The sequence below is a fragment of the Candidatus Zixiibacteriota bacterium genome (assembly GCA_014728145.1).
Taxonomy (GTDB): domain Bacteria; phylum Zixibacteria; class MSB-5A5; order JAABVY01; family JAABVY01; genus WJMC01.
In genome coordinates this window covers 1-24,088 of the sequence record WJMC01000024.1, presented here as the reverse complement: position 1 = coordinate 24,088, position 24,088 = coordinate 1, and the positions used below count along the sequence as shown (strand labels likewise).

Genomic DNA, 24,088 nt, shown 5'->3' with positions numbered 1-24,088 from the left:
TATTATTGCAGGAAATGAAATGAGTAAAGTTCAGATAAAATTTCCGGATGGTTCGGTCAAAGAATTCGAGAGCGGAGTTACTGCTTACGAGATCGCCAAAAGCATCTCACCCGGACTGGCCAAGAAAGTGCTGGCCGCCAGGTTAAACGGAACCGTGCGCGGTTTGAATGAGCCGATCGAAGATGATAACGAGTTGACCCTGTTGACTTTCGACGATCCGGAGGGACGCGAGGTTTTCTGGCATTCCAGTTCGCATATCATGGCCCAGGCGGTCACTGAATTGTTCCCCGGTACCAAGCTGGCGATCGGCCCCCCGATTGAGGAGGGCTGGTACTACGATTTCGATGTTGAAGAGCCGTTCTCCGAGGATGATCTCGCCAAAATCGAGAAGCGGATGAAGCAGATCATTAAGCAAAATCATCCTTTCCAGCGCGAGGTCTTGAGCCGGCAGGAATTGATTGATCGTTACAAGGGAAAAGGTGAAGATTACAAAGTCGAAATCCTGACTGAAGATATTTCCGATGATACCGCCTCGGTTTATAAACATGACAAGTTCTTTGATTTATGCCGCGGTCCTCATCTGCCGTCTACCGGAAGGGTCAAGGCTTTTAAGCTGTTGTCAGCTTCCGGGGCATACTGGCGGGGCGATGAGCATAACAAGATGCTCCAGCGCATTTACGGTATCTCTTTTCCGGACAGGCAGAGCCTCGATGAGTACCTGACTCGCCTGGAAGAAGCCAAGAAGCGTGACCATCGCAAACTCGGCAGGGAACTCGACCTGTTCTCGATCAATGAAAACAGCGGTCCCGGATTGGTGCTCTGGCATCCCAAGGGAGCAACGATCAGAAATATCATCGAAAATCACTGGAAAGATATGCATGTCGATGCCGGTTACAAGTTGATCTATACTCCGCATATGGCTCGTCTGAAATTGTGGGAGATCTCGGGACATTCCGATTTCTACACCGAGAATATGTTTAAGCCGAACGAAGTCGAGGGTGACCTGTATCAGATCAGACCGATGAACTGCCCGTTCCATATCGAAATCTACCGCAGTGGAATCCGTTCCTATCGCGACCTGCCGTTGAAGTATGCCGAGCTTGGAACTGACTATCGCTATGAGCGTTCGGGGGTTTTGCACGGGCTGATGCGGGTGCGCGGATTTACCATGGACGATGCCCATATTTTCTGCACCCCGGAACAGATCCACGAGGAGATCGTCAAGGTCTGCAAGCTGGCGATCGATTTTTTGAAGCTGTTCGGTTTCGACGAGTACAAAGTGTATCTTTCAACCCGGCCGGAGAAATTCGTGGGCGAGCCACAACGCTGGGATATGGCAGAGAGCGCCCTTCGCTCTGCACTGGAGGAGATCGGTTTTGATTATGAAGTCGATCCGGGCGGGGGTGCATTCTACGGCCCCAAGATCGATATAAAGATTAAAGACACGATCGGCCGTATGTGGCAGTGTTCGACGATACAATTTGATTTTAATCTGCCGGAACGCTTCGAAATTTATTATATTGACAAGGACAATCAGCAGAAGCGACCGTTTATGGTCCATCGGGCCATACTGGGTTCGCTCGAGAGGTTCTTCGGTGTCCTGATCGAAAATTACGGCGGGGCATTCCCGCTCTGGCTGGCACCGGTACAGGTCGTAGTTCTGCCGATTACCGATAAACAGAATGAATATGCTGAAAAACTCGGCAACGATCTCAAAGAATGCGGTATCCGATGTGAAGTCGACACTCGTTCGGAGAAAGTCGGTTTTAAAATCAGGGAAGCTGAAACATCCAAGGTGCCGTATATGTTTATCGTTGGGGGGAGAGAAGTAGAACAGAATAAAGTCTCGGTACGTCACTATGGACAGATCGACCTTGGTGTGATGCAACTTGAGGAGGCGATATCGAAACTACAAGAAGAAATAGAAAGCAAATCTACAGGGATGGAGAAATAGTTATTTAATGGCAGCTTCTTCAGGACGAAAAAAGCAGGGCGTGAGAGTCAATAACAGGATTCGAGCTCCCCAGGTGAGAGTGATCGATACCGAGGGTCAACAGGTTGGAATCATGCAGACACGCGACGCGGTCGAACTTGCCTATGAAAAAGGGCTCGACCTGGTCGAGGTTTCACCAAACGCCAAACCGCCGGTCTGTCGTATTCTCGATTATGGCAAGTACAAATACGAGGAGTCCAAGAAAGCCCGTAGCGCTCGTAAAAAACAGCATACTGTGCAACTTAAGGAAATGCGTTACCGGCCTAAAATCGAGGAGCATGATTACAGTTTTAAGACCAAGCACGTGCGTGATTTCCTTATGCAGGGGCAAAAGGTAAAAGTCTTCGTGACTTTCCGTGGCAGGGAGATGGCCCATGTGGAGTTTGGTCGCAAGATAATGGAAAGAATCATTAGTGATTTATCGGATATCTCACAGGTCGAGGTTAAGCCCAAGATGGAGGGTCGTAACCTGACCATGTTGCTGATGCCGAAATCTAGTTGAGTTAAATAAATCAGAAGGTGCGCTATGCCCAAGCTAAAAACAAATCGAGCCGCACGGAAGAGACTTCGCAAGACCGGTACCGGCAAAATCAAACGGTTCAAGAGTCTGGCCGGTCACTTCCTGGCCAAGAAGACTTCCAAGCGCAAGCGCAATCTGCGCAAAAGCACTCTGATCACCAGAGCTGATCAGAAGAATGTCAAGAAACTGGTACCGTATCTGTAACTAACAGGTTAACGAGCAGGAGGAAAAAATGCCACGTGCAACTAACAATGTGGCTGCCCGGCGCCGTAAAAAGAAAATTTTGAAACAGGCCAAGGGCAACTTCGGTGGACGATCCAAGCTCCACCGCACTGCCAAAGAGACGGTTCGCAAAAGCCTCAAATATGCTTACCGCGATCGTCGCAATCGCAAACGCGATTTTCGCAGACTCTGGATCACCCGTATTTCAGCGGCCTGTCGCGTCCACGGCGTCCGCTACAGCCAGTTTATGGCTGGGCTTAAAGAACAGGGAATCATTTTGAATCGCAAGGTGCTCTCAAATATCGCGGCCACGGATCAGGCCACGTTCGAACATCTGGTAGACCTGACCAGGGCCGCCTGAATATATCGCAATGGACTTAAAACAACAGATTCATGAAATAAAAGAGACTTTCGACAAGGCTGTCAGCCAGATCAAGAACAATGCCGATCTGGAAAAAGTCAAAATCGAGTTTCTGGGGCGCAAAAGCCAGTTCAACCAGATACTCAAGGGGCTCAAGGACCTTTCGGTAGAAGAAAAGCGCGAGATCGGAAAGCTGGCAAATATCGCCAAGCAGGATTTTCAATCGCGCCTGGATGAGCTCAAACTGACGATAGGCAAGACCGCCGCCCCGGCTGAGAAGTTCGATTATACCCTGCCCGGCAAGAGAGTTCGCCTGGGGAGGGTTCATCCGGTCGTCACCACGATCAAGGAGATGTCCGATATCTTCGCCCGTATGGGCTTCGCGATTGCAACCGGACCCGATATCGAAAGCGATTATTACAATTTTCAAGCCCTGAATATCCCCAAGGATCATCCCGCCCGGGATATGCAGGATACGTTTTATATCTCAGGCGATAAAGTCCTCCGGACTCATACTTCTCCGGTCCAGATTCGCACTATGGAGAAGATGAAACCACCGGCACGGTTTATTGCGCCGGGGCGCTGTTATCGCAACGAGGCGATTTCGGTCAGGGCTCATGCCCTCTTTCATCAAATCGAAGGTTTCTATGTCGATCAGGATGTTACCTTTGCTGACTTGAAAGGGATTTTAGTCGCGTTCGCCAAATCGTATTTTGGAAGCGATGTCAAACTCAAATTCCGCCCCAGCTTTTTCCCCTTCACAGAACCCTCGGCCGAAGTCGACGTTACCTGCTACCTGTGTGGCGGGAAGGGATGCGCTCTCTGCAAGCAGTCCGGATGGCTCGAGATTCTGGGTTGCGGTATGATCGATCCGGCGGTTTTCGAGTATGTCGGCTACGACCCGGAGGTCTACACTGGTTACGCTTTCGGGATCGGGATTGAGAGAATCTGTATGCTTAAATATAACGTCGAAGATATCCGCCTCTTTTTCGAAGGCGATATACGTTTTCTGGAGCAATTCTGATGCAGATCGGTTATAAGTGGCTGAAAGAGCTGGTCGATTTTGAATGGGGTGCTGAGGAACTCTGCGACCGTCTAACCATGGCCGGTACTGCCTGCGAGGTTACCGGGCTGGTGTTCGAGAAGTTCGATGGTGTCGTGATCGGCAAGATCAAGTCAATAGAACCGCATCCCTCCTCGGAAAATCTCAAGGTTTGTCAGGTCGATATCGGGCTCAAAACCGCCACCACGGTCTGTGGAGCTCCCAATGTTACGGTCGGTCTTAAATCGGCTTTCGCTGTTATGGGAGCAGCGCTTCCCGGCGGTGTTCATATTGAGCTGACCGAAAAGCTGGGCGTAAAGTCCGAGGGAATGCTCTGTTCTGAAAAAGAGCTGGGTCTTTCCGATGACGGTTCGCGGATTATTGAACTCGAGACTGCCATGAAAGCCGGCACTGACCTGTGGGAGAAACTGGAGCTGGAAGAGCCGTTGATTGAGTTTGAGCTGACGCCCAATCGTCCGGACTGTATGTCTGCGATCGGAGTTGCCCGAGAAATTGCAGCCCTGGCAGGTTCGTTGGTCAAGCATCCGGAAATCGAACTGGCAGAGATTGATAAGCAGGCCACAGATGAAATAAGGATTGAGATCGAGAATCCGGAAGCCTGCCCTCGCTATGCCGCGCGTCTTATTGACCGGATCAAAATCGGCCCTTCACCGTTCTGGTTAAAGCGGAAATTGGTATCAGCCGGATTACGCCCGATCAATAACGTGGTCGATATTACTAACCTGGTACTTATGGAATATGGTCACCCGCTTCATGCTTTCGATTTCAGCAAGTTTTCGATGCCGCAGGTGATCGTTCGTTCTGCTCAGGATGGCGAGAAATTTACCACTCTCGATGGCGATAAACGGGAGTTGAAAGCGGGCGATGTGCTCATAACCGATGGTTCTGTCCCGGTCGCACTGGGTGGAATTATGGGTGGTGAGGATTCCGAGGTGGGCGAAAAGACCGACAGGGTTTTGCTCGAAAGCGCGTATTTTAATCCGTCGAACATTCGCCGCACACACAAACGCCTGAATATAGATTCTGAATCGGCAGTCAGATTTGAAAAAGGGGCAGATCCTAACATGGTCCCACGTGCCTGTGATTACGCCGCCTACCTGATGAGCCGGCTGGCCGGGGGAAAAGTTCATGAAGGCATCGTAGATAGTTATCCAAAAGCGATAGAGCCGGTTGAGGTGGAACTCCGTCCGACCCGGGTCAATAAGATCCTGGCAACCGATATTTCCGCTCCCCAGATGATCGATATTCTCGATTCTCTCGGATTTGGAGTTCAAACCGGCAAGAAGATCTCTGTTCTGGTTCCCACTTTCCGCCCCGACTGTACCCGGGAGATCGACCTGGTGGAGGAGATCGGACGAATTTACGGCTACGATCGAATCGGGACATCCCTGCGTGCGGCCGGAGAACTCCTGACTGCCAGAAACGAGCTCGAGGTATTTAAGGATAGAATTCGCGATACACTCGTCAGGCAGGGTTTGTACGAGATTCTGACTCCAAATATGATAGATCCGGAGAAGGCTTTGAAGCTGGATATGGAAGACCGTTTTGTGAGGCTGTTAAATCCGCTTTCGCGGGATATGGCCGCTTTTCGGAGCGATCTGTTCTTTAACGCCCTGCAGGTCGTGAACCGCAACCTGAACTACCGCCAGAAAGATATTAAACTGTTCGAGATCGGTTCGGTGGCTTACAAAAACGGCGATGGTTCTCATACCGAGACAACTCACCTGGGAATTGTAGTCTGTGGTCGTCCCGATGTCCGCAACTGGGCTATTAATCCGGCCAATTACGATTTCTTTGACCTGAAAGGCATTGTCGAGGATTTCTGCCAGGGGATGAACCTCGCGCACTTCGAGTTCAGGCAAAAGGACTGGAAATACTTTAAGCCGGATGGCTCATTCGATCTATATATAGAGGGCGAAGCTCTCGGCAGGGCCGGGGTCGTGTCGGATAATGCCTTGAGTATGTATGACTTAGAGCTTCCAGTGTACTACCTGGAAGTTGAACTCGAGAAGCTTCACCGCCACTATTCCGAGGAGATCAATTATCACCCGCTTCCGCGCTATCCCTCGACCTGGCGTGATATTGCCGTGGTTGTCGATGAGGGGGTGTTATCTGCTGATCTGGTCAACACGATCGAAGAGACCGGAGGCGAAATTCTCACAAAAGTCGAACTGTTCGACGTATATAGAGGGAAGCAGGTTGAGAAGGGTAAAAAATCACTGGCCTTCAATCTCGAATTCCGATCACTCGAGAAAACTTTGACCGATGAAGAAGTCGATCCGGTCTTTGTCCGAATCATCGAAAGGCTCAAAGATAAATTTACAGCAACTTTAAGAACTTAATATAAATAAAATGGAGTGGGAAATTGGATAACCTGGAGAAACTTGAGAACAAAATCGGACAGGTGCTTGGAAAGCTCAAAGAACTTGAGAAGACAAATAAAGATTTGCAATCGAAAAATGATGGGTTGGAGAAAGAATTAAAAGCCTGTCGGCTTCAACTCGAGCAGTTTAAAGATGAGAAAAGCGAAATCGAATCGCGCTTTAAAGAACAGGAAGTCACTGTTAAGGACAAAATTTCAGAACTTTTGGGAAAGTTGGATGATGTCGAGGCGGAAATCGCCTGACTTGTTTTTTCTTGACATTTAGTTTGTATTTGAGAATTATTATAATCAGACAAAAAACATAAAGTTTTTTTGGATACAGGTAAGTTTGTTATAGAGGATGTCGGATAAAAATCAATCAGTCAAAGTCGTAATCTACGGCGAGGATTATCCCATTCGGGGTGATGGAGATCTGGAGCAGATCAAATCCATTGCCGCCTATGTGGATAAGAAGATGAGGGAGATCGGTGAGCGAAGTTACAACAAATCTCCCAAAGACGTGGCGATATTGGCGGCTCTCAATATTGCCAGTGAATTGTTTGAGTTGCGCGAAAAAGAGCAGGAACTGGTCCAGATAAACGACCGGGCCCAGTCTCTTTTGGACAAGCTCGAAGATGAAATAAAACCGACAGCCACTCCCTGATTTATCCATCTGTCTCCATCAAAACTTTAAATCCTATATATATTAACACCGTGGGGTGGAGGATTCTATGGAATCATTCATTATCTATATAATCTTGGTTGTGGCTTCTGCGGTGGTGGCATCCCTGGTTACCTACCTGATTCTGCGGTCTATCGGCTCCGGAAAAATTGCCAAGGCCAAAGATATCGCCGAGGATATCGTCGAGGATGCCAAAAAAGAGGCTGAAATCAAGAAGAAGGAGGCGTTGCTCGAAGCAAAAGACGAGCTGTACAAATCCAAGGTCAATTTAGAACGTGAGATTCAACAAAAACGAAATGAACTCAACCGGACTGAAAAACGTCTGGCTGACAAAGAAACCAAACTCGACCGCAAAGTTGATATCCTGGGTAAAAAAGAGCGGGATATCGCCAACCTCGAACGCAACCTCGAACATCGCGAAAAAGGCATCAATACCCGCGAGAGTGAACTCGACAAGATCCTCGAGGAACAGAATCAGCAACTTGAGAAAATAGCTGGAATGACCTCCGAGGAGGCCAAGAAGCTGTTGATGGAAAACCTGATCGGGCAGGCTAAAATCGATGCCGCCGCGACGATCAAGGATATCCGGGATAAGGCCGAGCGCGAGGCTGAAAAAGAGGCCAAGGAGATCATCACTCAGGCTGTCTACCGTTGTGCCGCCGATCATACGGTCGAAACTACCGTTTCAGTCGTGTCGTTGCCAAACGATGAGATGAAGGGGCGTATAATCGGCCGGGAAGGGCGCAACATCCGTTCTTTTGAAACCGTCACGGGAATCGATGTAATTGTCGATGACACCCCCGAGGCGGTTATTCTTTCCGGGTACGATCCGATCAGGCGTGAAATTGCCCGTATGGCGCTCGAGAGGCTGGTCTCCGACGGTCGGATTCATCCGGCGCGGATCGAGGAGATGATCGAGAAATGTACCCGCGAGATGGATTTGATGATCCGCGAGGCGGGCGAACAGGTCTGTTTCGAGCTCGGAATTCACGATCTCCACAGCGACATTATTAACCTGCTGGGAAAACTCAAGTACCGTACGTCCTACGGTCAGAATGTTCTCCAGCACTGTAAGGAAGTTGCACTTCTGTGCGGAATCATGGCGGCCGAGCTGGGACTCGACGCCCCGACATCCAAGCGGGCCGGGCTGTTGCATGATATCGGAAAGGCGATCGACCGTGAGACCGAAGGAACCCATACCCAGATTGGTGCCGGTCTACTGGGAAAATATAACGAGACTAAAGCGGTCATAAATGCCTGTGAATCTCATCACGGCGATATACCTATGGAAACGCCTTATGCGGTCCTGGTGCAGGCCGCCGATGCTGTCTCCGGCTCTCGACCGGGGGCACGCAGGGAACCGCTGGAAGCTTATATCAAGCGTCTGCAGAAACTGGAAGAGTTAGCGGATTCGTTTAAAGGAGTTTCCAAAGCCTTTGCTATTCAGGCCGGTAGAGAAGTTCGTGTGATCGTGGAGGCCGAGGAGATCGATGATCTGAAATCATCCATCCTGGCCGCTGACCTGGCCAAGAAAATCCAGGCCGAGATGGAATATCCCGGTCAGATCAAGGTAACCGTGATTCGGGAAACCCGTTCAGTGGATTATGCCAAGTAGGGGCGATATATAGTGAGGATTCTGTTTATCGGTGATATAGTCGGCAAGAAGGGGCGTTGGGCATTGTCGCAGTTTCTGGAGGACTTCGTGACCGAAAACGAGGTCGAATTTGTTATTGCCAATGTCGAAAATGCCGCCGGTGGCTATGGTATCACTGACAATATCTCGAAAAAAGTTCGTTCCTATGGTGTCCATGTGCAGACCTCGGGTAACCATATCTGGGACCGGCCACAGCTTCGGCCCTACCTGGACAAGATGGATCATATTCTACGACCGGCCAATTATCCGGTGGGGATGCCGGGCAGGGGTGGCGGTGTTTATCAGCTCGATGATGGCCGAAAGATTGGTGTGCTCAACATCGAGGGGCGAGATTATTTGAGCAGAATCGATTGTCCTTTTCGGATAGCCGAGGCTGAACTGACCTTGATGCGCCGTGAGACTCAAACTATTTTCGTCGATTTTCACGCCGAACTGCCACAGGAAAAGGCGGCTATGGCCTTTCATCTCGACGGACGGGTCAGTATGCTGGTCGGGACTCATACACATATCCAGACGGCCGATGAGAAGATCTTACCAAAAGGAACCGGATTCATTACCGATGTCGGCATGACCGGCGCCTATGATTCAGTGATTGGTATGAAGAAGAAAGCGGCTATCGGACGCTTTATCTCCGGTATACCGCATAAATTTTCGGTGGCTGAGGATGACCCGCGGGTGGCGGGAGTGATGATCGATATCGACGATGATGGTCGCACAACAGCGATTAAGCGGATATTCGAGAAAATCAGCGAGGGCAATTATGACCCCAATCAGAAAGATCAGGAAGACTGATGGCTCAAATTCTGGATGGTAAACTGGCGGCCAAACAGATTAAGGCCGAGCTCAAAGAGGAAATCGAGAAACTGGCTAATTCGGGAGTTGTGCCGGGCTTGGCGGCAGTCCTGATCGGAGAGAACCCGGCCTCGGAAATCTATGTTTCCAGCAAAGCCAAACAGTGTAAAAAAATCGGCATTTACTCTGAGGTGATCCGTCGCGATGACTCTATCAGCCATTCGGAACTGATTCAATTGATAGATGAACTGAACACCCGTAAAGATATACATGGCATACTTGTACAAGAACCACTTCCGAAGCAGATCGACAAGCTGGATCTGAATTTAAAGATTACTCCCGACAAGGATGTCGACGGTTTCCATCCGGTCAGCCTGGGACGTATCCTGATCGGGGAACCCTCGTTTATGACCTGTACTCCTTATGGTATCATCGAACTTCTGAAGAGGCATCAGGTCGATTTGAAAGGCAAGCATGCGGTTGTCCTGGGACGATCAAATATCGTCGGCAAACCGCTGGCGGCCATGTTGATCCAGAAGTGGGCCGAGACCAACTGCACTACTACGGTATGCCACACAGGCACTGCCGATGTCGAGCGGTATACCAGCCAGGCCGACCTGGTCGTTTGCGCTATGGGTCTGCCTGAATACCTTAAGGGCGATATGATCAAAGACGGCGCGGTCGTGGTCGATGTCGGGATCAATCGAATCGACGATCCAGATGCCAAAAAGGGCTATCGCCTGGTGGGTGATGCTCATTTCGAATCATGCGAACCAAAAGCGTCCTGGATAACACCGGTGCCCGGTGGGGTGGGACCGATGACTATCGCGATGCTTTTATATAATACTGTCAGCGCCTGCAAGATGATTCATCAGAGGTAATGGGATTAAAAACCTGAAGCTGGAGTATTGGAAATGAGAAAAATCTTAATCAGTATGTTGATGATTCCGCTGTTTACACTGGGATGTTCCGGCGACAAATCCGAACAGGATAACGTTGAAGTGCCCAAAACGGATTCTGCCAAATTGGCCGAAGAGGAGCAAATGCCCGACCTGTCTGGATTCACAATCGATAGTTATCTGGACACGGCTTCCTCTGAGAGTGACCGGGTTGCAGGACGATTCCTGAAGCTGTCGGTTCTTGATGGCAATTATAAGGAAGCCCTAAAGCTATCCTGCCGGGCAAACCGTGAAATCGCAGAGAACGATTCGATCGCCCAGTATGTGATCTATGGCAAAAACAATCCGGACTGGACAGAACAGCAGAGCTTTCAATATGATTTGACTCGTGCCTATATTCCTGTCGTGGCTGAATTTAACAAGATTTATTATGTGCGAAAACTGCGTTGCGCCGACAGTTGCCTGTATGAGTACAAGATCGGGGGGCCGCGCTATTTCAACAGACTTTTTAAAATCGCTCTGGGGGATGAAGGCTTTAGTAAGTTTTCATCGTATCTCCATAATACCGATGTGCCTCTGAAAGAGCGCAAAGCCTACTACGAACAGGCATACGAAAAGATAGCTTCCATTTCTGACCATTCCGATGTCGTCCGGATCGCTGAATATGATACCCTTGTTCTGGTTCGTGAGGACAATAAATGGAAGGTCTGCAAGCAGGCTGAAGATGTGCGGGAGATGTTTCAGCAGAACAAGTAACCTGGGGGGATTATGAGAAATTGGCTGTCAGTTAACTGTGGCGGAATTATGGCTTTGCTGGTCGTGATCTGCCTGCTTTCCGGCTGTGGCGGTGAAGCGCAAAAAACTCAGGCCACTCCGGATGGTACTGTGCGGTTGTTTGTACATCGGGTCTTAGAGCAGGGAGATCTCGAAAGCGCTTTTGAACTCCTCAGTCCCGAGGACCGGGAATTGGTCAAATCCAACTCCCAGATCGGCTCTTTTTTGTCCGAAGATACTCTTGAGAAGTATCAGGAATATACCAGTTTATACGAGGAATTCAAACCCCGACTGCTTGAAATTGCAAATCGCCTGGTTGATGTTAAAGTGCGTAAGGGCAAAGACTATGGTGATTCTGCTGAAGTCAAACTTGAGGTCTTGTACCCTTCTGATTACATGATGCTTGCGATGGCTGTGGGGGGAGTTTATACTCGTCTGCAGACGCGTTACCGGGATGTCAACCTCGATAGTATACCCCTTGATCAGAAGAAAAAGATAATCTGGTCGGCGCTCAACGATTTAGAAAAATCGCTCGAAAACGTTTCTCTCGATAAAAAATCGACCTATTTGTTTCCACTCACGGTGATAGAACGGGATGGGAAATGGTGGATAGACCTCCAGCTCGCGGGAGAAAAAAACCTATTTAAATTTACCCCGTAAGCGCAACATCAGCGCGCCAAATTCGATAATATAAGTAAATCCACGAATTAATTTTCAGTTACTGAGGAGTTATTATGCGTAAGCTAACCATCTCTTTAACCCTTGTTCTGGCGCTGTTTTTTTCAGTCAATCTTCAGGCCGAATCGGCTCAGACCGTAGAAGAATTTTGGTCGTCGATTTTCGATGAGGGCGATCTCAAGCACGCTTTCTCGATGCTGGCGAATGAAGACCAGCAGTACATTCAGACTATCGCGCCGGATGCATACAACTTCATCATGGGCGATGTCGGTCAGGATGCCGGGGAATTCGCGGTAATTGCCAATTCCATTAAGAATCTCGTATTGACAACCATGGGTAAGTTGATCAAAGTTGAAGTTGCCGATGTCAATCCAACCGCGGGAGGCGACGAGGTATTTTATTCGATGCACGTACCTGCTGACCTGGAGTTTATGCTCAAAATGAAGAGCTGGGCAGAAGGCAAACAGCAGGAATTCGAAAACATGGCGGATTCAATCAATCCCATCGAAAAGATTTCCGAGGTCATAAGTGAACTCTCGGAGATGCTGGAGAACGTGAGTTTCAAGACATCGGTATCGATAAACACCTATGCGGTAGTGATTGAGGAAGATGGTCGCGACAAGGTATTTCTCGATCTTATGGGCACACAGGCCAAGCTGATGCAGTTGGAATAGCGTAACTCGTAATATGATAATTATTTAGGCCGCCTCAATGGGCGGTCTTTTTTTGTGCCGGAAGGCAACATTTGAGGAGGTTTTGAAACTATTACGGTGAACCTTAGAAATTAGATGATAGTGCCCTATAATTGCAATATGACCAAAAATACTACACTTACTCACTATTTATAATAACGAAATTGCCGATATACCTACTATGAAATTATCAATCGGTTAGTATCCTTCAAGGTTTCGTATATATGCAGTACGAAAATATGCATTAAGCACCATATCATAAACAGGAGTAGGAGAAGTATCATGCGTCTAAGACTGGCACAGAAGATTATGCTGATGATCGCGCTGGTGGTAGTGGTTTCCATCACGGGTGTGACGATCATTACGATAGTCAGTTCCTCGCAGAGCATGACTGATCTGGCAAAAACTGATCTCGCTCACATGGCACAAATGGGAGTAAATCAGTGTCAGATCGCTGCCGAGGAAGCTCGTCAGAAAGCGGAATTGACTTTGGCAATGGCGGGGGAAAAATTTAGTAATTGGTCCGCTGGTAATGTATACCAGGAGGGCAACAGGTTGGTAGTCGGGCAGGATGTAGTCCTTAACCGCGATCACCAGCTGGTAGATAATATCAGCTCGCAGACGGGAGCTATCGCCTCGGTTTTCATTGACCAGGGTACGACGGCCACGCGTATCACCACCAGCCTCAAAAATGACCGTGGTGAAAGAGTTCTCAATACGCACATTTCAGATGAAGTCTACAATACAGTTGTTCGCCAGGGGCAGGATTTTGTCGGGCGCGCCTGGGTTGTAGATGAGTGGTATGTCAGTGCTTACCAGCCAATTCGGGATAATAACAATAAAATTATCGGAGCTTTGGGGGTCGCTCTTCCTGAAGCCTCGAAAAGCCTGCGCGAAAACCTGCTGGCCATGGAAGTCGGTAAGACCGGCTACATCTATGCCATCGACTCCAAGGGGGTTTTGCGGGTTCATCCGGCTAAAGAGGGCGCGGATATCAGCAAATATGAATTTATCCAGGAGATCACCCACAAAGGACCGCAACTGGCTAAGGGGCAAGTAGAATGGATTCAATACGGCTGGAAAAATGCTGAACTGGGTGATACCAAAGAACGCGACAAGATCGTTGTCTACGCTTATTTCCCGGACTGGGACTGGATTGTCGCGGTCGGCAGTTACCTCGAGGAATTCGTCGCACCGGTCAACGATCTGCGTAATACATTGATAATGTTCGGTCTTTTGGCTTTGGTGGTTTCTATTGGTCTCGGATATTTCATCGCCCGTTCGATCGCCAAACCGATGGTCAGTCTGGCCGGTGTCGCTGAGGCTGTGGCGGTCGGAGATGTCAGCCAGAAAGTCGAAGTCAGGTCACAGGATGAAATCGGTGATCTCGGTCGTTCATTCAACAACATGATGGATTACTTTAAGGAGTCTGCACGGGTGGCGGAAAAGATCGCGCAGAATGATCTGCGGGTCGAGTTCGAACCCAGATCCGATCAGGATGTAATGGGGCATTCCTTCAAGTCCATGATTGAAAACCTGACCAGAGTCATAAGCAGGTTGAGTGCCAGCTCCGAGGAACTGGTGTCAGCGGCGACTGAAATAGCTTCGACATCTGAACAGATGTCGCGTGGATCGCAGAGTCAGGCGGATCAGATCAGTCAGATTTCAACTGCCGTGGAGGAGATGTCGGCTACCATCAACGAATCGGCAAAACATGCCGAAGAAGCCACTCAGGCTTCACGGGGTGCCTCAGAAACCGCAACCACCGGCGGACAGATAGTTGCCGACACTGTTCAGGGTATGCAAAGTATCAGCTATGTGGTCACCCAGTCATCCGAGCAGATTGGAGAACTGGCCAAATCCGCCAATGAGATCGGCGAAATAATCAGCGTGATCAACGATATCGCTGACCAGACCAACCTGCTGGCATTAAATGCCGCCATCGAGGCCGCGAGAGCCGGTGAGCAGGGCAGAGGTTTTGCGGTTGTTGCCGATGAAGTCCGCAAGCTGGCCGAACGCACCGGTAAAGCGACCGGGGAGATTGCCTCAATGGTGCAGGGTATCCAGAAAGCGACTGACCGTTCGGTAACCTCCATGCAGTCAGGTATCGAGGAAGTCAGCAAGGGCAAACAACTGGCCGATAAAGCCGGCGAGAGCCTGGAGGGTATCGTCACCATGTCACAGAGCGTGATGGATATGATCCAGCAGATCGCCGCCGCCACGGAAGAGCAGTCGGTCGCGGCCGAGCAGATCACCAAATCGATCGACGGTATCGCTTCGGTTACCAAGGAAACCGCCAGTGGTTCAGAACAGGCCGCTGTGGCCGCCGAACAACTGAGTCGGCAGGCTGAAGGACTCAAGGATATGATTTCGTCATTTAAAATAAAATAGGCACCTTAGCGTCTCTACTATATCCCTTACTGAGCATCGTCGCAGAGAGCCGCATCCCCCGCGGCTCTCTTTTTTGTTATCTAAAGCCGGCTGATGAAAGCCCGATATTTTGAATATTGACAGAGTCTCATGGAGCTGAATACGGATAAGGCTGTTTTATCAGCCAAATCGGTTTTAATTTCGTATGATTACTTAATAGTTGTTTTTTTATTTGCTTTTATCTCGAGTTTTGACTATGCTCAGGTAAACAAAGCTTTGAAAGCAACAAGTTGTGTTCTTTAAATAAATAGTAGCCGGAATTAAACTTACGGCTTAAGTAGGCGAAACGATCGCGCCCTGACGGGTGAGGAAAGTCCGAGCTCCAGAAGGCGGGTCGCCTCTGAAACAGAGGGCGGAGTAATCCGACGGAAAGTGTCGCAGAAAACAGACTTCCAGCACTACGCTGGTAAAGGTGAAACGGTGGTGTAAGAGACCACCAGCGGTTGTGGCAACACAGCCGGCTGACAAACCCCGACCGGAGCAAGGCCAAGTAAGCAGGAAGGTGTTGCCGGCACCGTCTGACCTGCGGGTGGGCCGCATGAGGGAGAAAGCGATTTCTCTCCCAGATGGATGATCGTAAGCGGTTGTTTTGCCTGAGTACTGTTGCATTTTGTGAGACAATATTCGGGCAAAACCGGCTTGACAGAACTCGGCTTATTGCCTGCTTAAGCCGATTTATTTTTTGTTTTGATTAGACGTAGAAGACAGAAATGGGAAGTCGCTCCGGAGCCGGATTTTCATCTGATAGATGATCTCTCCGATGCTCTTGGTCTGTCTCGTATTATAGTCAAGATTCTTATCAACCGCGGACTCGATACCCCCGAAAAAGTCGATAAATTCATTAATCCGAAGATGACCGATCTCAAGGACCCATTCCTTTTACCGGATATGGAAAAGGGTATTGAACGAGTGGTCGAAGCGTTGCGCCAGCAGGAAAAAATCATGGTCTATGGCGACTACGACGTTGACGGGATCACCGCCGCCAGCCTTGTTTTTCTGGTTCTGAATAAACTTGGCGCGCAGGTTTCTTACTATCTGCCGAATCGCCTGGTCGAGGGGTATGGCATATCCGAGGATGGGCTGGCCGAGGCTGAAAAGCAGGGAATATCGCTGATCATCTCGGTTGATACAGGTGTGACTGCTGTTGAAGAAGCCAAACATGCTCATGACCTGGGAATCGATTTGATAGTCACCGATCATCATGAGCCGGGACCTATCCTGCCCGAGGTCGAAGCAATCATCAATCCCAAGGTTCATGCCGAGGAGTTGGGTGGACATGAACTCTCAGGTGTAGGAGTCGCATTCAAAGTTGCCCAGGCGTTGTATCGCAGGCTGGGACAGCCGGAATATGAACTGGAAGAGCATCTTGACCTGGTGGCATTGGGTACCTCAGCTGATATCGTACCGTTGACCGATGAAAACCGCATTCTGACTAAATTCGGTATTAAACAGATCGTCCGTACCACCAAACCCGGCCTGAAATCACTGACGTTCGTTTCCGGTTTGATGGGCAAAGAGATATCTACCGGACAGGTTGTATATGTTCTGGCGCCTCGTATCAACGCGATCGGCAGGCTGGGCAATGCCGAAAAAGCTATCAAATTATTGACCACGCGGGATGAACAGGCCGCCTCTGAAATCGCCAAATTCCTGGAAGAAGAGAATCGTCGACGCAAATCGATCGATGAGAAAACCCTGCGGGAGGCGATGGATATGATCGATACCGAAATCGATATGTCCAATGACCGCGCGATTGTATTGTCTTCACATGGATGGCATCAGGGCGTGATCGGGATTGTAGCCTCACGGCTGGTCGAGCGTTTCTACCTGCCCACAATTTTAATCGCAATCGACAATGACGAAGGCAAGGGGTCGGCCAGGTCGATTCCCAGTTTCCATATATACGACGCACTCAGTTCATGCCAGGGAGATCTGCTCCGATTCGGCGGGCATAAATACGCCGCCGGATTGACAATTAAACCGAGTAAGGTAGAAACATTTCGAAGAAAATTCAAGCAGGTCGCCAAGGATGTCCTCGAACCTGATGACCTGATTCCCCGGCTTAAAATAGATGCCGAAATTGACCTGGAAGATATCGACACCGAATTTATTAATGCCATTGACTTATTCTCGCCGTTTGGGCCGATGAATATGCGACCGATATTTCTGACCCGTAACCTTGAGGTGGTTGGCACCCCCCATGTAGTCGGCAAGGGTCATCTCAAGATGAAAGTTAAAAAAGGCAGTAAGGTATTCGATGTGATCGGTTTTGGATTCGGCGAACATGCCCAGCCGCTGGCACTGAGGTCTGTGGCGGTTGATCTGGTCTATGTGGCCGAATTGAATACTTACGCTGAACAGACCCGGATCCAGCTTCGTGTTAAAGACCTGCGCTACTGATATGACTCTCCTCGAAAAATTTAGAAACGGTGATGTCAGAGCTCTGGCCCGGCTTATCAGCCATGTAGAAAACCGTCATGACGGTTATCAGGAAATTCTCAGCAGGGTATTCCCTGACAGCGGTCATGCTTACAAGATTGGCCTGACCGGGCCACCCGGGGCGGGCAAGAGTACACTGGTCGACCGTCTGACCGAGCAGCTTGTCGCAGACGGTAAAAAAGTTGGAATCATTGCTGTCGATCCCTCCTCGCCGTTTACAGGCGGTGCCTTTCTGGGTGACCGCATCCGCATGACAGATTTGATCGGCCAGGAAAACGTTTTCATCCGCAGTATGGCCACCCGGGGGTCCAGTGGCGGTCTGGCGCAGGCAACCCGCGATGTCAATGTGCTTTATGATGCTTTTGGCTTCGACTACATACTGATCGAAACAGTCGGTGTGGGGCAGGTCGAGCTGGATATCGTCGATGCTTCCGATACGGTCGTGGTTGCGCTGGTACCGGAGTCGGGCGATGTAATCCAGGCCATGAAGGCAGGATTGATGGAGATCGCTAATATATTCTGTCTCAACAAAGCTGACCGTGACGGCGCCGATCGGGTAATCACTGAACTGAATCATCTGCTCCAGATTAAGCGCGAAAAGTCCGAGTGGTCATTTCCGGTTACTCCGACCTCGGCGGTTAAAAACGAGGGCATCGATCTACTCAAAAAGTCGATTTTGCAACATGAGGAATTCTTGAAGCAGAGCGGGCTTTACAAAAAGCATCGCAAACAGCAGATAAAAAAAGAGATCATCGAGCATGTGCGCTTTATGTTGACCCGCAAGATCGAAACCGAGCTGGCGGGTACTGAGTTTTTCGATGAGCTTTTGGAGGATATCTTCAATCGCAAATCCGATCCGGTCAACGCCGCTTTCGATATCTACTCCCGTCATTATTCAAAAGAATAGAACCACTCGTCCGCTCACACTGTTAAATATTACTTGAAATATAAGAGAGATTCCGTTAGATTTCGCAATTAATGTCGACTGCAAAATTTTAAGAGGTGCGATATGTTCGATAAAGAAGCTCTCCAGAGGATAAAAGAAGCACGTAAAGAATGGCAGGCCGAAGCGGAAAAATCAGCCCGCAAAGACAAGAAATTTGTAACCATATCATCCGCGCCGGTGGAATTTCTGGCCACGCCGGATCATATCGACGGCATGGATTATTTCCGCGACCTCAACTACCCCGGCGAATATCCATATACCCGCGGGGTGCACGCTTCCATGTATCGCGGAAGACCGTGGACGATGCGTCAGTTTTCCGGTATGGGTACGCCTCATCAGACCAACAAGCGCTACCATTATCTGCTGGATCAGGGACAGCATGGGCTGTCAGTCGCGTTTGACCTGCCGACGCTGATGGGTTATGATTCCGACCATGAGCGCAGCCTGGGCGAGATCGGCAAATGCGGCGTGGCAGTGGATACGCTGGCCGATATGGAAATCATCTTCGACGGTATCGACCTCGGCAAGATTTCGACTTCGATGACGATCAATTCCCCGGCCAATGTGCTTCTGGCGATGTATATCGCTGTTGCTGAAAAGAAGGGGGTGCCGATAGATCAACTGCGGGGCACGCTTCAGAACGATATCCTCAAGGAATATATCGCGCAGAAAGAATTCATATATCCGCCCGAACCTTCAGTGCGACTGATTGTCGACACGATCGAGTACTGCGCCGAGCAGGTGCCGAAATGGAATACGATTTCGATTTCAGGCTATCACATCCGTGAAGCCGGAGCCACCGCTGTGCAGGAATTGGCCTTTACCCTGGCCGATGGGTTCACTTATATTGAGGCGGCCATCGAGCGCGGGTTGAATGTCGATGATTTCGCCCCACGGTTATCGTTTTTCTTCAACGCCCATTCCGATTTCTTCGAGGAGATCGCCAAATATCGCGCCGCCCGGCGGATTTACGCCCACCGGATGAAAGAAAAGTACGGTGCCAAAAAAGAGAACAGCCTCAAACTGAGATTTCATACGCAGACAGCAGGATGCTCATTGACCGCTCAACAGCCGGAACTGAATATCGTCAGGACCGCGTTCGAGGCTATGTCGGCGGTTTTGGGAGGTACACAGTCGCTGCATACTAACAGCATGGACGAGACCTTAGCACTGCCCTCCGACAAAGCGGCCTTGATCGCATTGCGTACACAGCAGGTCCTGGCCTATGAGACCGGGGTGGTCAACACCATCGATCCTTTGGCCGGATCGTATTTCATAGAGAACCTGACCAACCGGATGGAGCAGGAAACGCTCGCGTATTTCGATGAGATCGACGAACGCGGTGGTGTGCTGAAGTGTATCGAAGACGGCTATATGCAAAAAGAAATCGCTCGTGCCGCTTACCAGTTCCAGCAGGAAATCGACAAGAAGGAACGTATCATCGTCGGCGTCAACGAACATATCATGGAGGATCAGGAACTCGAGATCGAGGTTCTGCGTATCGATGAAAGTGTGGCCGAGGATCAGATCAACCGCCTCAACGAGGTCAAGGCCAAACGCGACAATGACAAAGTCAAGCGCTGTCTCGAGGATCTGCGCAAAATCGCCCAAACCGAGACGGGAAACACCATGCCGGCCATCATCGAAGCGGTCAAGGCTTATACCACCATGGGGGAGATTTGCGATGTCTTCCGCGAAGTCTACGGCGAATATGTCGAAACCCCGCAGGTGTAGCTGATTTCAAATGGCGGCGTTAATACACAATTGAATTTATGGGTATGATAGAGATAACGGGTTCCTAAAGCTTTAGCTTGGGATTTTATTGCTTGCCAGCCTGACATCATCAGGCGTGCAGAACGCCTGACCTGATCAATGCTAATCTTCTGATTCCCACCCGTTGCGGGGGTTACAAAGTACAAAGTTTCCCAATCTAAAGAATAAGGTATCCCGATGCGCAGAAGTCCTTATTTATGCTGTTCCAGCTCGATCAGAACTCCGCCGGTGGATTTGGGATGGAGGAAGGCGATCAACTCGCCACAGGCACCGACTCTCGGCTTCTTGTCGATCAACTGGATACCGACTTCCGAAAGGCGCGCCAGGGCGGACTCGATATCCTCGACCTCGAAACAGAGATGATGAATCCCCTCGCCCTTTTTCTGTAAAAACTTGTTCAGGTTAGCGGAATCATCGAGGGGCTGAAGAAGCTCCAGCTTAGTATTGTCCAGCTCCAGAAAACATACCTCGACACCCTGATCGGGCACTTCGGTCCGCTCGCCGGTTTCAAGCCCCATGACATCATGATAGAGCTTGAGCTTGTCGTCGATCGATTCGACCGCCAGCCCGATATGAGCCAGTTTTTTGAGTATCTTCATAATATAACCTGCTCCCTGTATTCGCCCCAGGCTTTGCGCAGTGCATCGGAGATTTCGCCCACGGTACAATAGGCCTCGACACATTCAAGGATATGAGGCATCAGGTTCTCATCGGTGGAAGCTTTCTCATTCAGTTTTTTCAACATACTCCCGGCTTTCTCCGAATCACGCTCCTGCTTGATCTTATTTGTTCGCGCGATCTGTGAATCGGCCAGCTTCGGATCGACTTTCAGGATATTCTGGGGCAACTCCTTTTCGGAGGAATACTTATTGACTCCGACCACGATCCGCTCTTCGTTTTCAACCGCTTTCTGGTAAGCATACGCCGATTTCTGGATCTCCTGTTGGTAGAAACCTTTTTCAACCGCCTTGAGCGCGCCCCCCATCTCATCGACCTTGTGTATATATTTTTCTGCTTCATCCTCGATCTTGTTGGTCAGGGTTTCCACGAAATACGATCCGGCGATAGGATCGACCGTGTTGGTTACCCCGGACTCATGGGCGATTATCTGCTGAATCCGCAGGGCGGTCTGGGCTGTCTGTTCGGTCGGAAGGCCCAGGGCTTCGTCCTGCGAATTTGTATGCAGTGACTGGGTGCCACCTAAAACCGCCGCAAGAGCTTCTAATGTAGTGCGGATAACGTTATTTTCCGGTTGCTGGGCGGTCAGTGATGATCCGGCGGTCTGAGTATGAAAACGTAGTTTCATTGACTTCTCGTTTTGAGCCTTGAAACGTTCCTTGACGATCCTGCCCCACAAGCGACGTGCCGCCCTAAATTTGGCGATCTCCTCAAAGAAATCCTGGTGGGCATTGAAGAAGAACGACAGCCTCGGCGCGAAATCATCGATTTTGAGACCGCGGTCCAGAGCGAATTCGACATAGGCGACAGCGTTGGCAAGGGTAAATGCCACCTCCTGAATCGCGGTACATCCAGCTTCACGGATATGGTAGCCGGAGATCGAAATCGTATTATATCGCGGTAAATTGTCTTTGGCGTATTCGAACAAATCAGCAATCAGCCTCATCGAAGGAGCCGGCGGATAAATGTATGTTCCCCGGGCGATATATTCCTTGAGTATGTCGTTTTGCACGGTGCCGGTGATTTTTTCCGGGGCAACACCCTGCTTTTTGGCAACCGCGATATACATCGCCAGAAGCGTGGTGGCGGTGGCGTTTATAGTCATCGAAGTCGAGACTTTATCGAGCGGAATCTGGTCGAAGAGGATTTCGAAATCAGCCAGCGAATCGATCGCCACCCCGGTTTTACCAACTTCGCCTTCGGCCATCTGGTGGTCGGAATCATAGCCGATCTGGGTCGGCAGATCGAATGCCACCGAAAGGCCGGTTTGGCCTGCGTCTAACAGGTATCGATAACGCTGGTTCGATTCGGAGGCTGTCCCGAAACCTGCGTACTGGCGCATAGTCCAGAAACGCGACCGGTACATATCCGGGTAGACACCGCGGGTGAACGGGTATTTCCCCGGTTGACCAAGTTTGTCTTCCGGATCGAAATTATTTAATGAGTCTCTGGAGTAGAGACTTTCTATTTTTTGGCCCGAGATCGACCTTTTTTCCTTCTTTTTCGACATTTAGACCTACCGATTTGGAAACATACTTATCTTTTAACAGGTATTGTAGAAATCCAATCAACTGATCGGAGTCTTTATAACCATTGTAGTTTTTTATTTCAACCCATTTTTCCTCTTTGGCGTTATTGTTAAGCTTGGTGAAAATCAGGTTGCTGTTTTTGCCATGCTTGAGATGCATCACTCGCGCGAAGTCGATCCTGTATGTGTCTTTTCTGGTAGTGTAAACAAGCATGGTCGGGAAGAGACGGATCTCGCTGTCGCTGACCGTAATGATAGTTACCACTAGGACGATCAGGTTGACCACGACCAGAAACGATGTGAACGAGATAAGCTCGTAAGGATTGTCGCCGAAAGGTGGATGACCTTCGGTGATGATACTGAATACAAGAGCCAGGAATGTCCCGCCCTGTGAAAATAGCATCTTCTTGTAATCGTAGCGATAAGTAATCCCGACTGAAAGCCGGCTAAGCTCCCGAGTTTTCATTCGAACACAACCAGCACCGCGTTTTTGTCGATCGATTGACCTTCTTTAACCTTGATTTCTTTTATTATACCGTCAAGGGGTGCTTTTAATTCATTTTCCATTTTCATCGCTTCGACAATTACCACGCTTTCACCTTTTTTAACATCGTCTCCGACAGCCTTGAGGACTTTCGTGACCAGGCCCGGCATCGGTGCGTTCAGTTCGTTTTCGCTGACACCACCGGGACCCATACCGGCCACCTCCCGGATTTTGGCCAGCCGTTCATCCTCGGCATAGAGGGTGTACTCGCGGCCATAGATGAATACATTGAAATTGCCGTTCTGCTTGACAACCTCGACATCGTAGGAACGGTTGTCGATCAAAAGCTGGATTTCAGAATTATTTGAACGGGTTGAAAATGACGAATCGACCGGCTCGCCATCTATTTTTATTTTTGGCGGATGGGTGGCTGGATCGATTGTTACAGTGTACTGTTTTTCGCCGATTTTAACCAGGTAATCCATAATCACTCCGGTACACGGTTGACGCCTGCCTTACGGCCCTGGCGGGTCCAGTTGCTGTGTCCTGCCCGTGGTTGATCGAGCGTCGTTTTGATTTTGCTGTTTTCCAAAAAATCATAAAGACAGGCCGAAATCGCGGCCGCCTGCAATATGTGGTCGGCATCGCCCTCACCCTTGAAATTCTTTTCCGGGAATTCCTCATCGATGAAATGAGTATGCAGGTTGCCTCTCTGGAAAGCCTCGTTATCCATCACACTTAAATGGAAGTTGACGGTGGTCGCCACCCCGCTGATACGGTATTCACTCAACGCTCGTCTCATTCTACGAACAGCCTCGCTACGATCAGCGCCCCATGCGCACAACTTCGAAATCATCGGATCGTAATAGATTGGGATTTCAGCTTTGTAAGTCACTCCGGAATCTACCCGTACACCGATACCGCCCGGCTCATTATAACTCCTGAGCGTACCGGTCGAAGGCACGAAATTGGCATTCGGGTCCTCGGCGTAAATACGGCATTCGATGGCATGACCACGCAGACGGACATCTTTCTGGCTGAATCCCAGTTTCTCACCGCGCGCGACCTTGACCTGTTCCTTGACAAGGTCGATGCCGGTGATCAGCTCTGTAACCGGA

Annotated in this window: 23 protein-coding genes and 1 other RNA gene; 19 read left to right on the top strand and 5 right to left on the bottom strand. The window is 49.7% G+C overall.

Features of this window, described 5'->3' with window-relative positions:
* Window positions 1-19: 19 nt before the first annotated feature.
* The 19 genes from thrS to GF404_01120 all read left to right on the top strand — a co-directional run bounded on the left by thrS (window position 20) and on the right by GF404_01120 (window position 20,241).
* Window positions 20-1,954, top strand: coding sequence for a threonine--tRNA ligase (thrS, locus tag GF404_01210; protein MBD3380792.1), 1,935 nt, complete (start codon window positions 20-22; stop codon window positions 1,952-1,954).
* A gap of 7 nt (window positions 1,955-1,961) precedes the next feature.
* Window positions 1,962-2,495: a translation initiation factor IF-3 gene (locus tag GF404_01205; protein MBD3380791.1), complete on the top strand. Its 534-nt coding sequence runs from the start codon at window positions 1,962-1,964 to the stop codon at window positions 2,493-2,495.
* Between the two features lie 24 nt (window positions 2,496-2,519).
* Window positions 2,520-2,717: a 50S ribosomal protein L35 gene (gene rpmI / locus GF404_01200; GenBank protein ID MBD3380790.1), complete on the top strand. Its 198-nt coding sequence runs from the start codon at window positions 2,520-2,522 to the stop codon at window positions 2,715-2,717.
* 28 nt (window positions 2,718-2,745) lie between these two features.
* Window positions 2,746-3,096 carry a 50S ribosomal protein L20 gene (gene rplT, locus GF404_01195; GenBank protein ID MBD3380789.1) on the top strand — a complete coding sequence of 117 codons (351 nt, stop codon included), beginning with the start codon at window positions 2,746-2,748 and terminating at the stop codon, window positions 3,094-3,096.
* A 10-nt stretch (window positions 3,097-3,106) separates the two neighbouring features.
* The gene (gene pheS, locus GF404_01190; protein MBD3380788.1) at window positions 3,107-4,120 is read left to right on the top strand and encodes a phenylalanine--tRNA ligase subunit alpha; all 1,014 of its coding nucleotides are present in this window, start codon (window positions 3,107-3,109) and stop codon (window positions 4,118-4,120) included.
* Entirely contained in the window at window positions 4,120-6,501 is a 2,382-nt protein-coding gene (locus GF404_01185; GenBank protein MBD3380787.1) for a phenylalanine--tRNA ligase subunit beta, read from the top strand. The genes pheS and GF404_01185 overlap by 1 nt, the downstream gene beginning before the upstream one ends.
* A gap of 5 nt (window positions 6,502-6,506) precedes the next feature.
* A complete protein-coding gene (zapB, locus tag GF404_01180) occupies window positions 6,507-6,785 on the top strand; it encodes a cell division protein ZapB (GenBank protein ID MBD3380786.1) in 279 nt (92 codons plus the stop codon).
* Between the two features lie 97 nt (window positions 6,786-6,882).
* Window positions 6,883-7,185: a cell division protein ZapA gene (gene zapA, locus GF404_01175; GenBank protein ID MBD3380785.1), complete on the top strand. Its 303-nt coding sequence runs from the start codon at window positions 6,883-6,885 to the stop codon at window positions 7,183-7,185.
* A gap of 67 nt (window positions 7,186-7,252) precedes the next feature.
* Window positions 7,253-8,818, top strand: a complete 1,566-nt coding sequence (gene rny, locus GF404_01170; GenBank protein MBD3380784.1) for a ribonuclease Y — start codon at window positions 7,253-7,255, stop codon at window positions 8,816-8,818.
* Window positions 8,819-8,830: 12 nt separating this feature from the next.
* Window positions 8,831-9,649, top strand: a complete 819-nt coding sequence (locus GF404_01165; protein ID MBD3380783.1) for a metallophosphoesterase — start codon at window positions 8,831-8,833, stop codon at window positions 9,647-9,649.
* Window positions 9,649-10,530, top strand: a complete 882-nt coding sequence (locus GF404_01160) for a bifunctional 5,10-methylene-tetrahydrofolate dehydrogenase/5,10-methylene-tetrahydrofolate cyclohydrolase (protein MBD3380782.1) — start codon at window positions 9,649-9,651, stop codon at window positions 10,528-10,530. The genes GF404_01165 and GF404_01160 overlap by 1 nt, the downstream gene beginning before the upstream one ends.
* Before the next feature lie 33 nt (window positions 10,531-10,563).
* Window positions 10,564-11,304 (top strand): hypothetical protein, encoded by a 741-nt coding sequence (locus GF404_01155; protein MBD3380781.1) that lies wholly within the window; start codon window positions 10,564-10,566, stop codon window positions 11,302-11,304.
* 12 nt (window positions 11,305-11,316) lie between these two features.
* Complete coding sequence (locus tag GF404_01150; GenBank protein ID MBD3380780.1) at window positions 11,317-11,982, top strand: hypothetical protein; 666 nt, start codon at window positions 11,317-11,319, stop codon at window positions 11,980-11,982.
* Between the two features lie 74 nt (window positions 11,983-12,056).
* Window positions 12,057-12,674 carry a hypothetical protein gene (locus tag GF404_01145; protein ID MBD3380779.1) on the top strand — a complete coding sequence of 206 codons (618 nt, stop codon included), beginning with the start codon at window positions 12,057-12,059 and terminating at the stop codon, window positions 12,672-12,674.
* Between the two features lie 300 nt (window positions 12,675-12,974).
* Complete coding sequence (locus GF404_01140) at window positions 12,975-15,083, top strand: HAMP domain-containing protein (protein MBD3380778.1); 2,109 nt, start codon at window positions 12,975-12,977, stop codon at window positions 15,081-15,083.
* A 313-nt stretch (window positions 15,084-15,396) separates the two neighbouring features.
* An RNA gene (gene rnpB / locus GF404_01135) (RNase P RNA component class A) lies at window positions 15,397-15,794 on the top strand.
* Between the two features lie 15 nt (window positions 15,795-15,809).
* The gene (gene recJ, locus GF404_01130) at window positions 15,810-17,522 is read left to right on the top strand and encodes a single-stranded-DNA-specific exonuclease RecJ (GenBank protein ID MBD3380777.1); all 1,713 of its coding nucleotides are present in this window, start codon (window positions 15,810-15,812) and stop codon (window positions 17,520-17,522) included.
* 1 nt (window position 17,523) lies between these two features.
* Entirely contained in the window at window positions 17,524-18,468 is a 945-nt protein-coding gene (gene meaB, locus GF404_01125; protein MBD3380776.1) for a methylmalonyl Co-A mutase-associated GTPase MeaB, read from the top strand.
* Between the two features lie 102 nt (window positions 18,469-18,570).
* Window positions 18,571-20,241: a methylmalonyl-CoA mutase gene (locus GF404_01120; protein MBD3380775.1), complete on the top strand. Its 1,671-nt coding sequence runs from the start codon at window positions 18,571-18,573 to the stop codon at window positions 20,239-20,241.
* 230 nt (window positions 20,242-20,471) lie between these two features.
* Here the strand turns inward: GF404_01120 and mce are convergent, their stop codons facing one another.
* The 5 genes from mce to GF404_01095 form a co-directional block, all read right to left on the bottom strand.
* A complete protein-coding gene (gene mce, locus GF404_01115) occupies window positions 20,472-20,879 on the bottom strand; it encodes a methylmalonyl-CoA epimerase (GenBank protein ID MBD3380774.1) in 408 nt (135 codons plus the stop codon).
* The gene (locus tag GF404_01110) at window positions 20,876-22,468 is read right to left on the bottom strand and encodes a methylmalonyl-CoA mutase (protein MBD3380773.1); all 1,593 of its coding nucleotides are present in this window, start codon (window positions 22,466-22,468) and stop codon (window positions 20,876-20,878) included. Before GF404_01110 ends, mce begins: the two co-directional genes overlap by 4 nt.
* The gene (locus GF404_01105) at window positions 22,392-22,952 is read right to left on the bottom strand and encodes a hypothetical protein (GenBank protein MBD3380772.1); all 561 of its coding nucleotides are present in this window, start codon (window positions 22,950-22,952) and stop codon (window positions 22,392-22,394) included. The genes GF404_01110 and GF404_01105 overlap by 77 nt, the downstream gene beginning before the upstream one ends.
* On the bottom strand, window positions 22,949-23,455 hold the full coding sequence (locus tag GF404_01100) for an acetyl-CoA carboxylase biotin carboxyl carrier protein subunit (GenBank protein MBD3380771.1): 507 nt from the start codon (window positions 23,453-23,455) through the stop codon (window positions 22,949-22,951). Before GF404_01100 ends, GF404_01105 begins: the two co-directional genes overlap by 4 nt.
* Window positions 23,456-23,457: 2 nt before the next feature.
* Window positions 23,458-24,088 (bottom strand): acetyl-CoA carboxylase biotin carboxylase subunit (locus tag GF404_01095; GenBank protein ID MBD3380770.1); only part of this gene is annotated, 631 nt, incomplete at its 5' end.

Excerpts from the sequence above, each read along its gene's own strand:
- thrS (MBD3380792.1), top strand. The coding sequence starts at position 20 with ATGAGTAAAGTTCAGATAAAATTTCCGGATGGTTCGGTCAAAGAATTC.
- GF404_01205 (MBD3380791.1), top strand. The coding sequence starts at position 1,962 with ATGGCAGCTTCTTCAGGACGAAAAAAGCAGGGCGTGAGAGTCAATAAC.
- rpmI (MBD3380790.1), top strand. The coding sequence starts at position 2,520 with ATGCCCAAGCTAAAAACAAATCGAGCCGCACGGAAGAGACTTCGCAAG.
- rplT (MBD3380789.1), top strand. The coding sequence starts at position 2,746 with ATGCCACGTGCAACTAACAATGTGGCTGCCCGGCGCCGTAAAAAGAAA.
- pheS (MBD3380788.1), top strand. The coding sequence starts at position 3,107 with ATGGACTTAAAACAACAGATTCATGAAATAAAAGAGACTTTCGACAAG.
- GF404_01185 (MBD3380787.1), top strand. The coding sequence starts at position 4,120 with ATGCAGATCGGTTATAAGTGGCTGAAAGAGCTGGTCGATTTTGAATGG.
- zapA (MBD3380785.1), top strand. The coding sequence starts at position 6,883 with ATGTCGGATAAAAATCAATCAGTCAAAGTCGTAATCTACGGCGAGGAT.
- rny (MBD3380784.1), top strand. The coding sequence starts at position 7,253 with ATGGAATCATTCATTATCTATATAATCTTGGTTGTGGCTTCTGCGGTG.
- GF404_01160 (MBD3380782.1), top strand. The coding sequence starts at position 9,649 with ATGGCTCAAATTCTGGATGGTAAACTGGCGGCCAAACAGATTAAGGCC.
- GF404_01155 (MBD3380781.1), top strand. The coding sequence starts at position 10,564 with ATGAGAAAAATCTTAATCAGTATGTTGATGATTCCGCTGTTTACACTG.
- GF404_01150 (MBD3380780.1), top strand. The coding sequence starts at position 11,317 with ATGAGAAATTGGCTGTCAGTTAACTGTGGCGGAATTATGGCTTTGCTG.
- GF404_01145 (MBD3380779.1), top strand. The coding sequence starts at position 12,057 with ATGCGTAAGCTAACCATCTCTTTAACCCTTGTTCTGGCGCTGTTTTTT.
- GF404_01140 (MBD3380778.1), top strand. The coding sequence starts at position 12,975 with ATGCGTCTAAGACTGGCACAGAAGATTATGCTGATGATCGCGCTGGTG.
- meaB (MBD3380776.1), top strand. The coding sequence starts at position 17,524 with ATGACTCTCCTCGAAAAATTTAGAAACGGTGATGTCAGAGCTCTGGCC.
- GF404_01120 (MBD3380775.1), top strand. The coding sequence starts at position 18,571 with ATGTTCGATAAAGAAGCTCTCCAGAGGATAAAAGAAGCACGTAAAGAA.
- mce (MBD3380774.1), bottom strand. The coding sequence starts at position 20,879 with ATGAAGATACTCAAAAAACTGGCTCATATCGGGCTGGCGGTCGAATCG.
- GF404_01110 (MBD3380773.1), bottom strand. The coding sequence starts at position 22,468 with ATGTCGAAAAAGAAGGAAAAAAGGTCGATCTCGGGCCAAAAAATAGAA.
- GF404_01105 (MBD3380772.1), bottom strand. The coding sequence starts at position 22,952 with ATGAAAACTCGGGAGCTTAGCCGGCTTTCAGTCGGGATTACTTATCGC.
- GF404_01100 (MBD3380771.1), bottom strand. The coding sequence starts at position 23,455 with ATGGATTACCTGGTTAAAATCGGCGAAAAACAGTACACTGTAACAATC.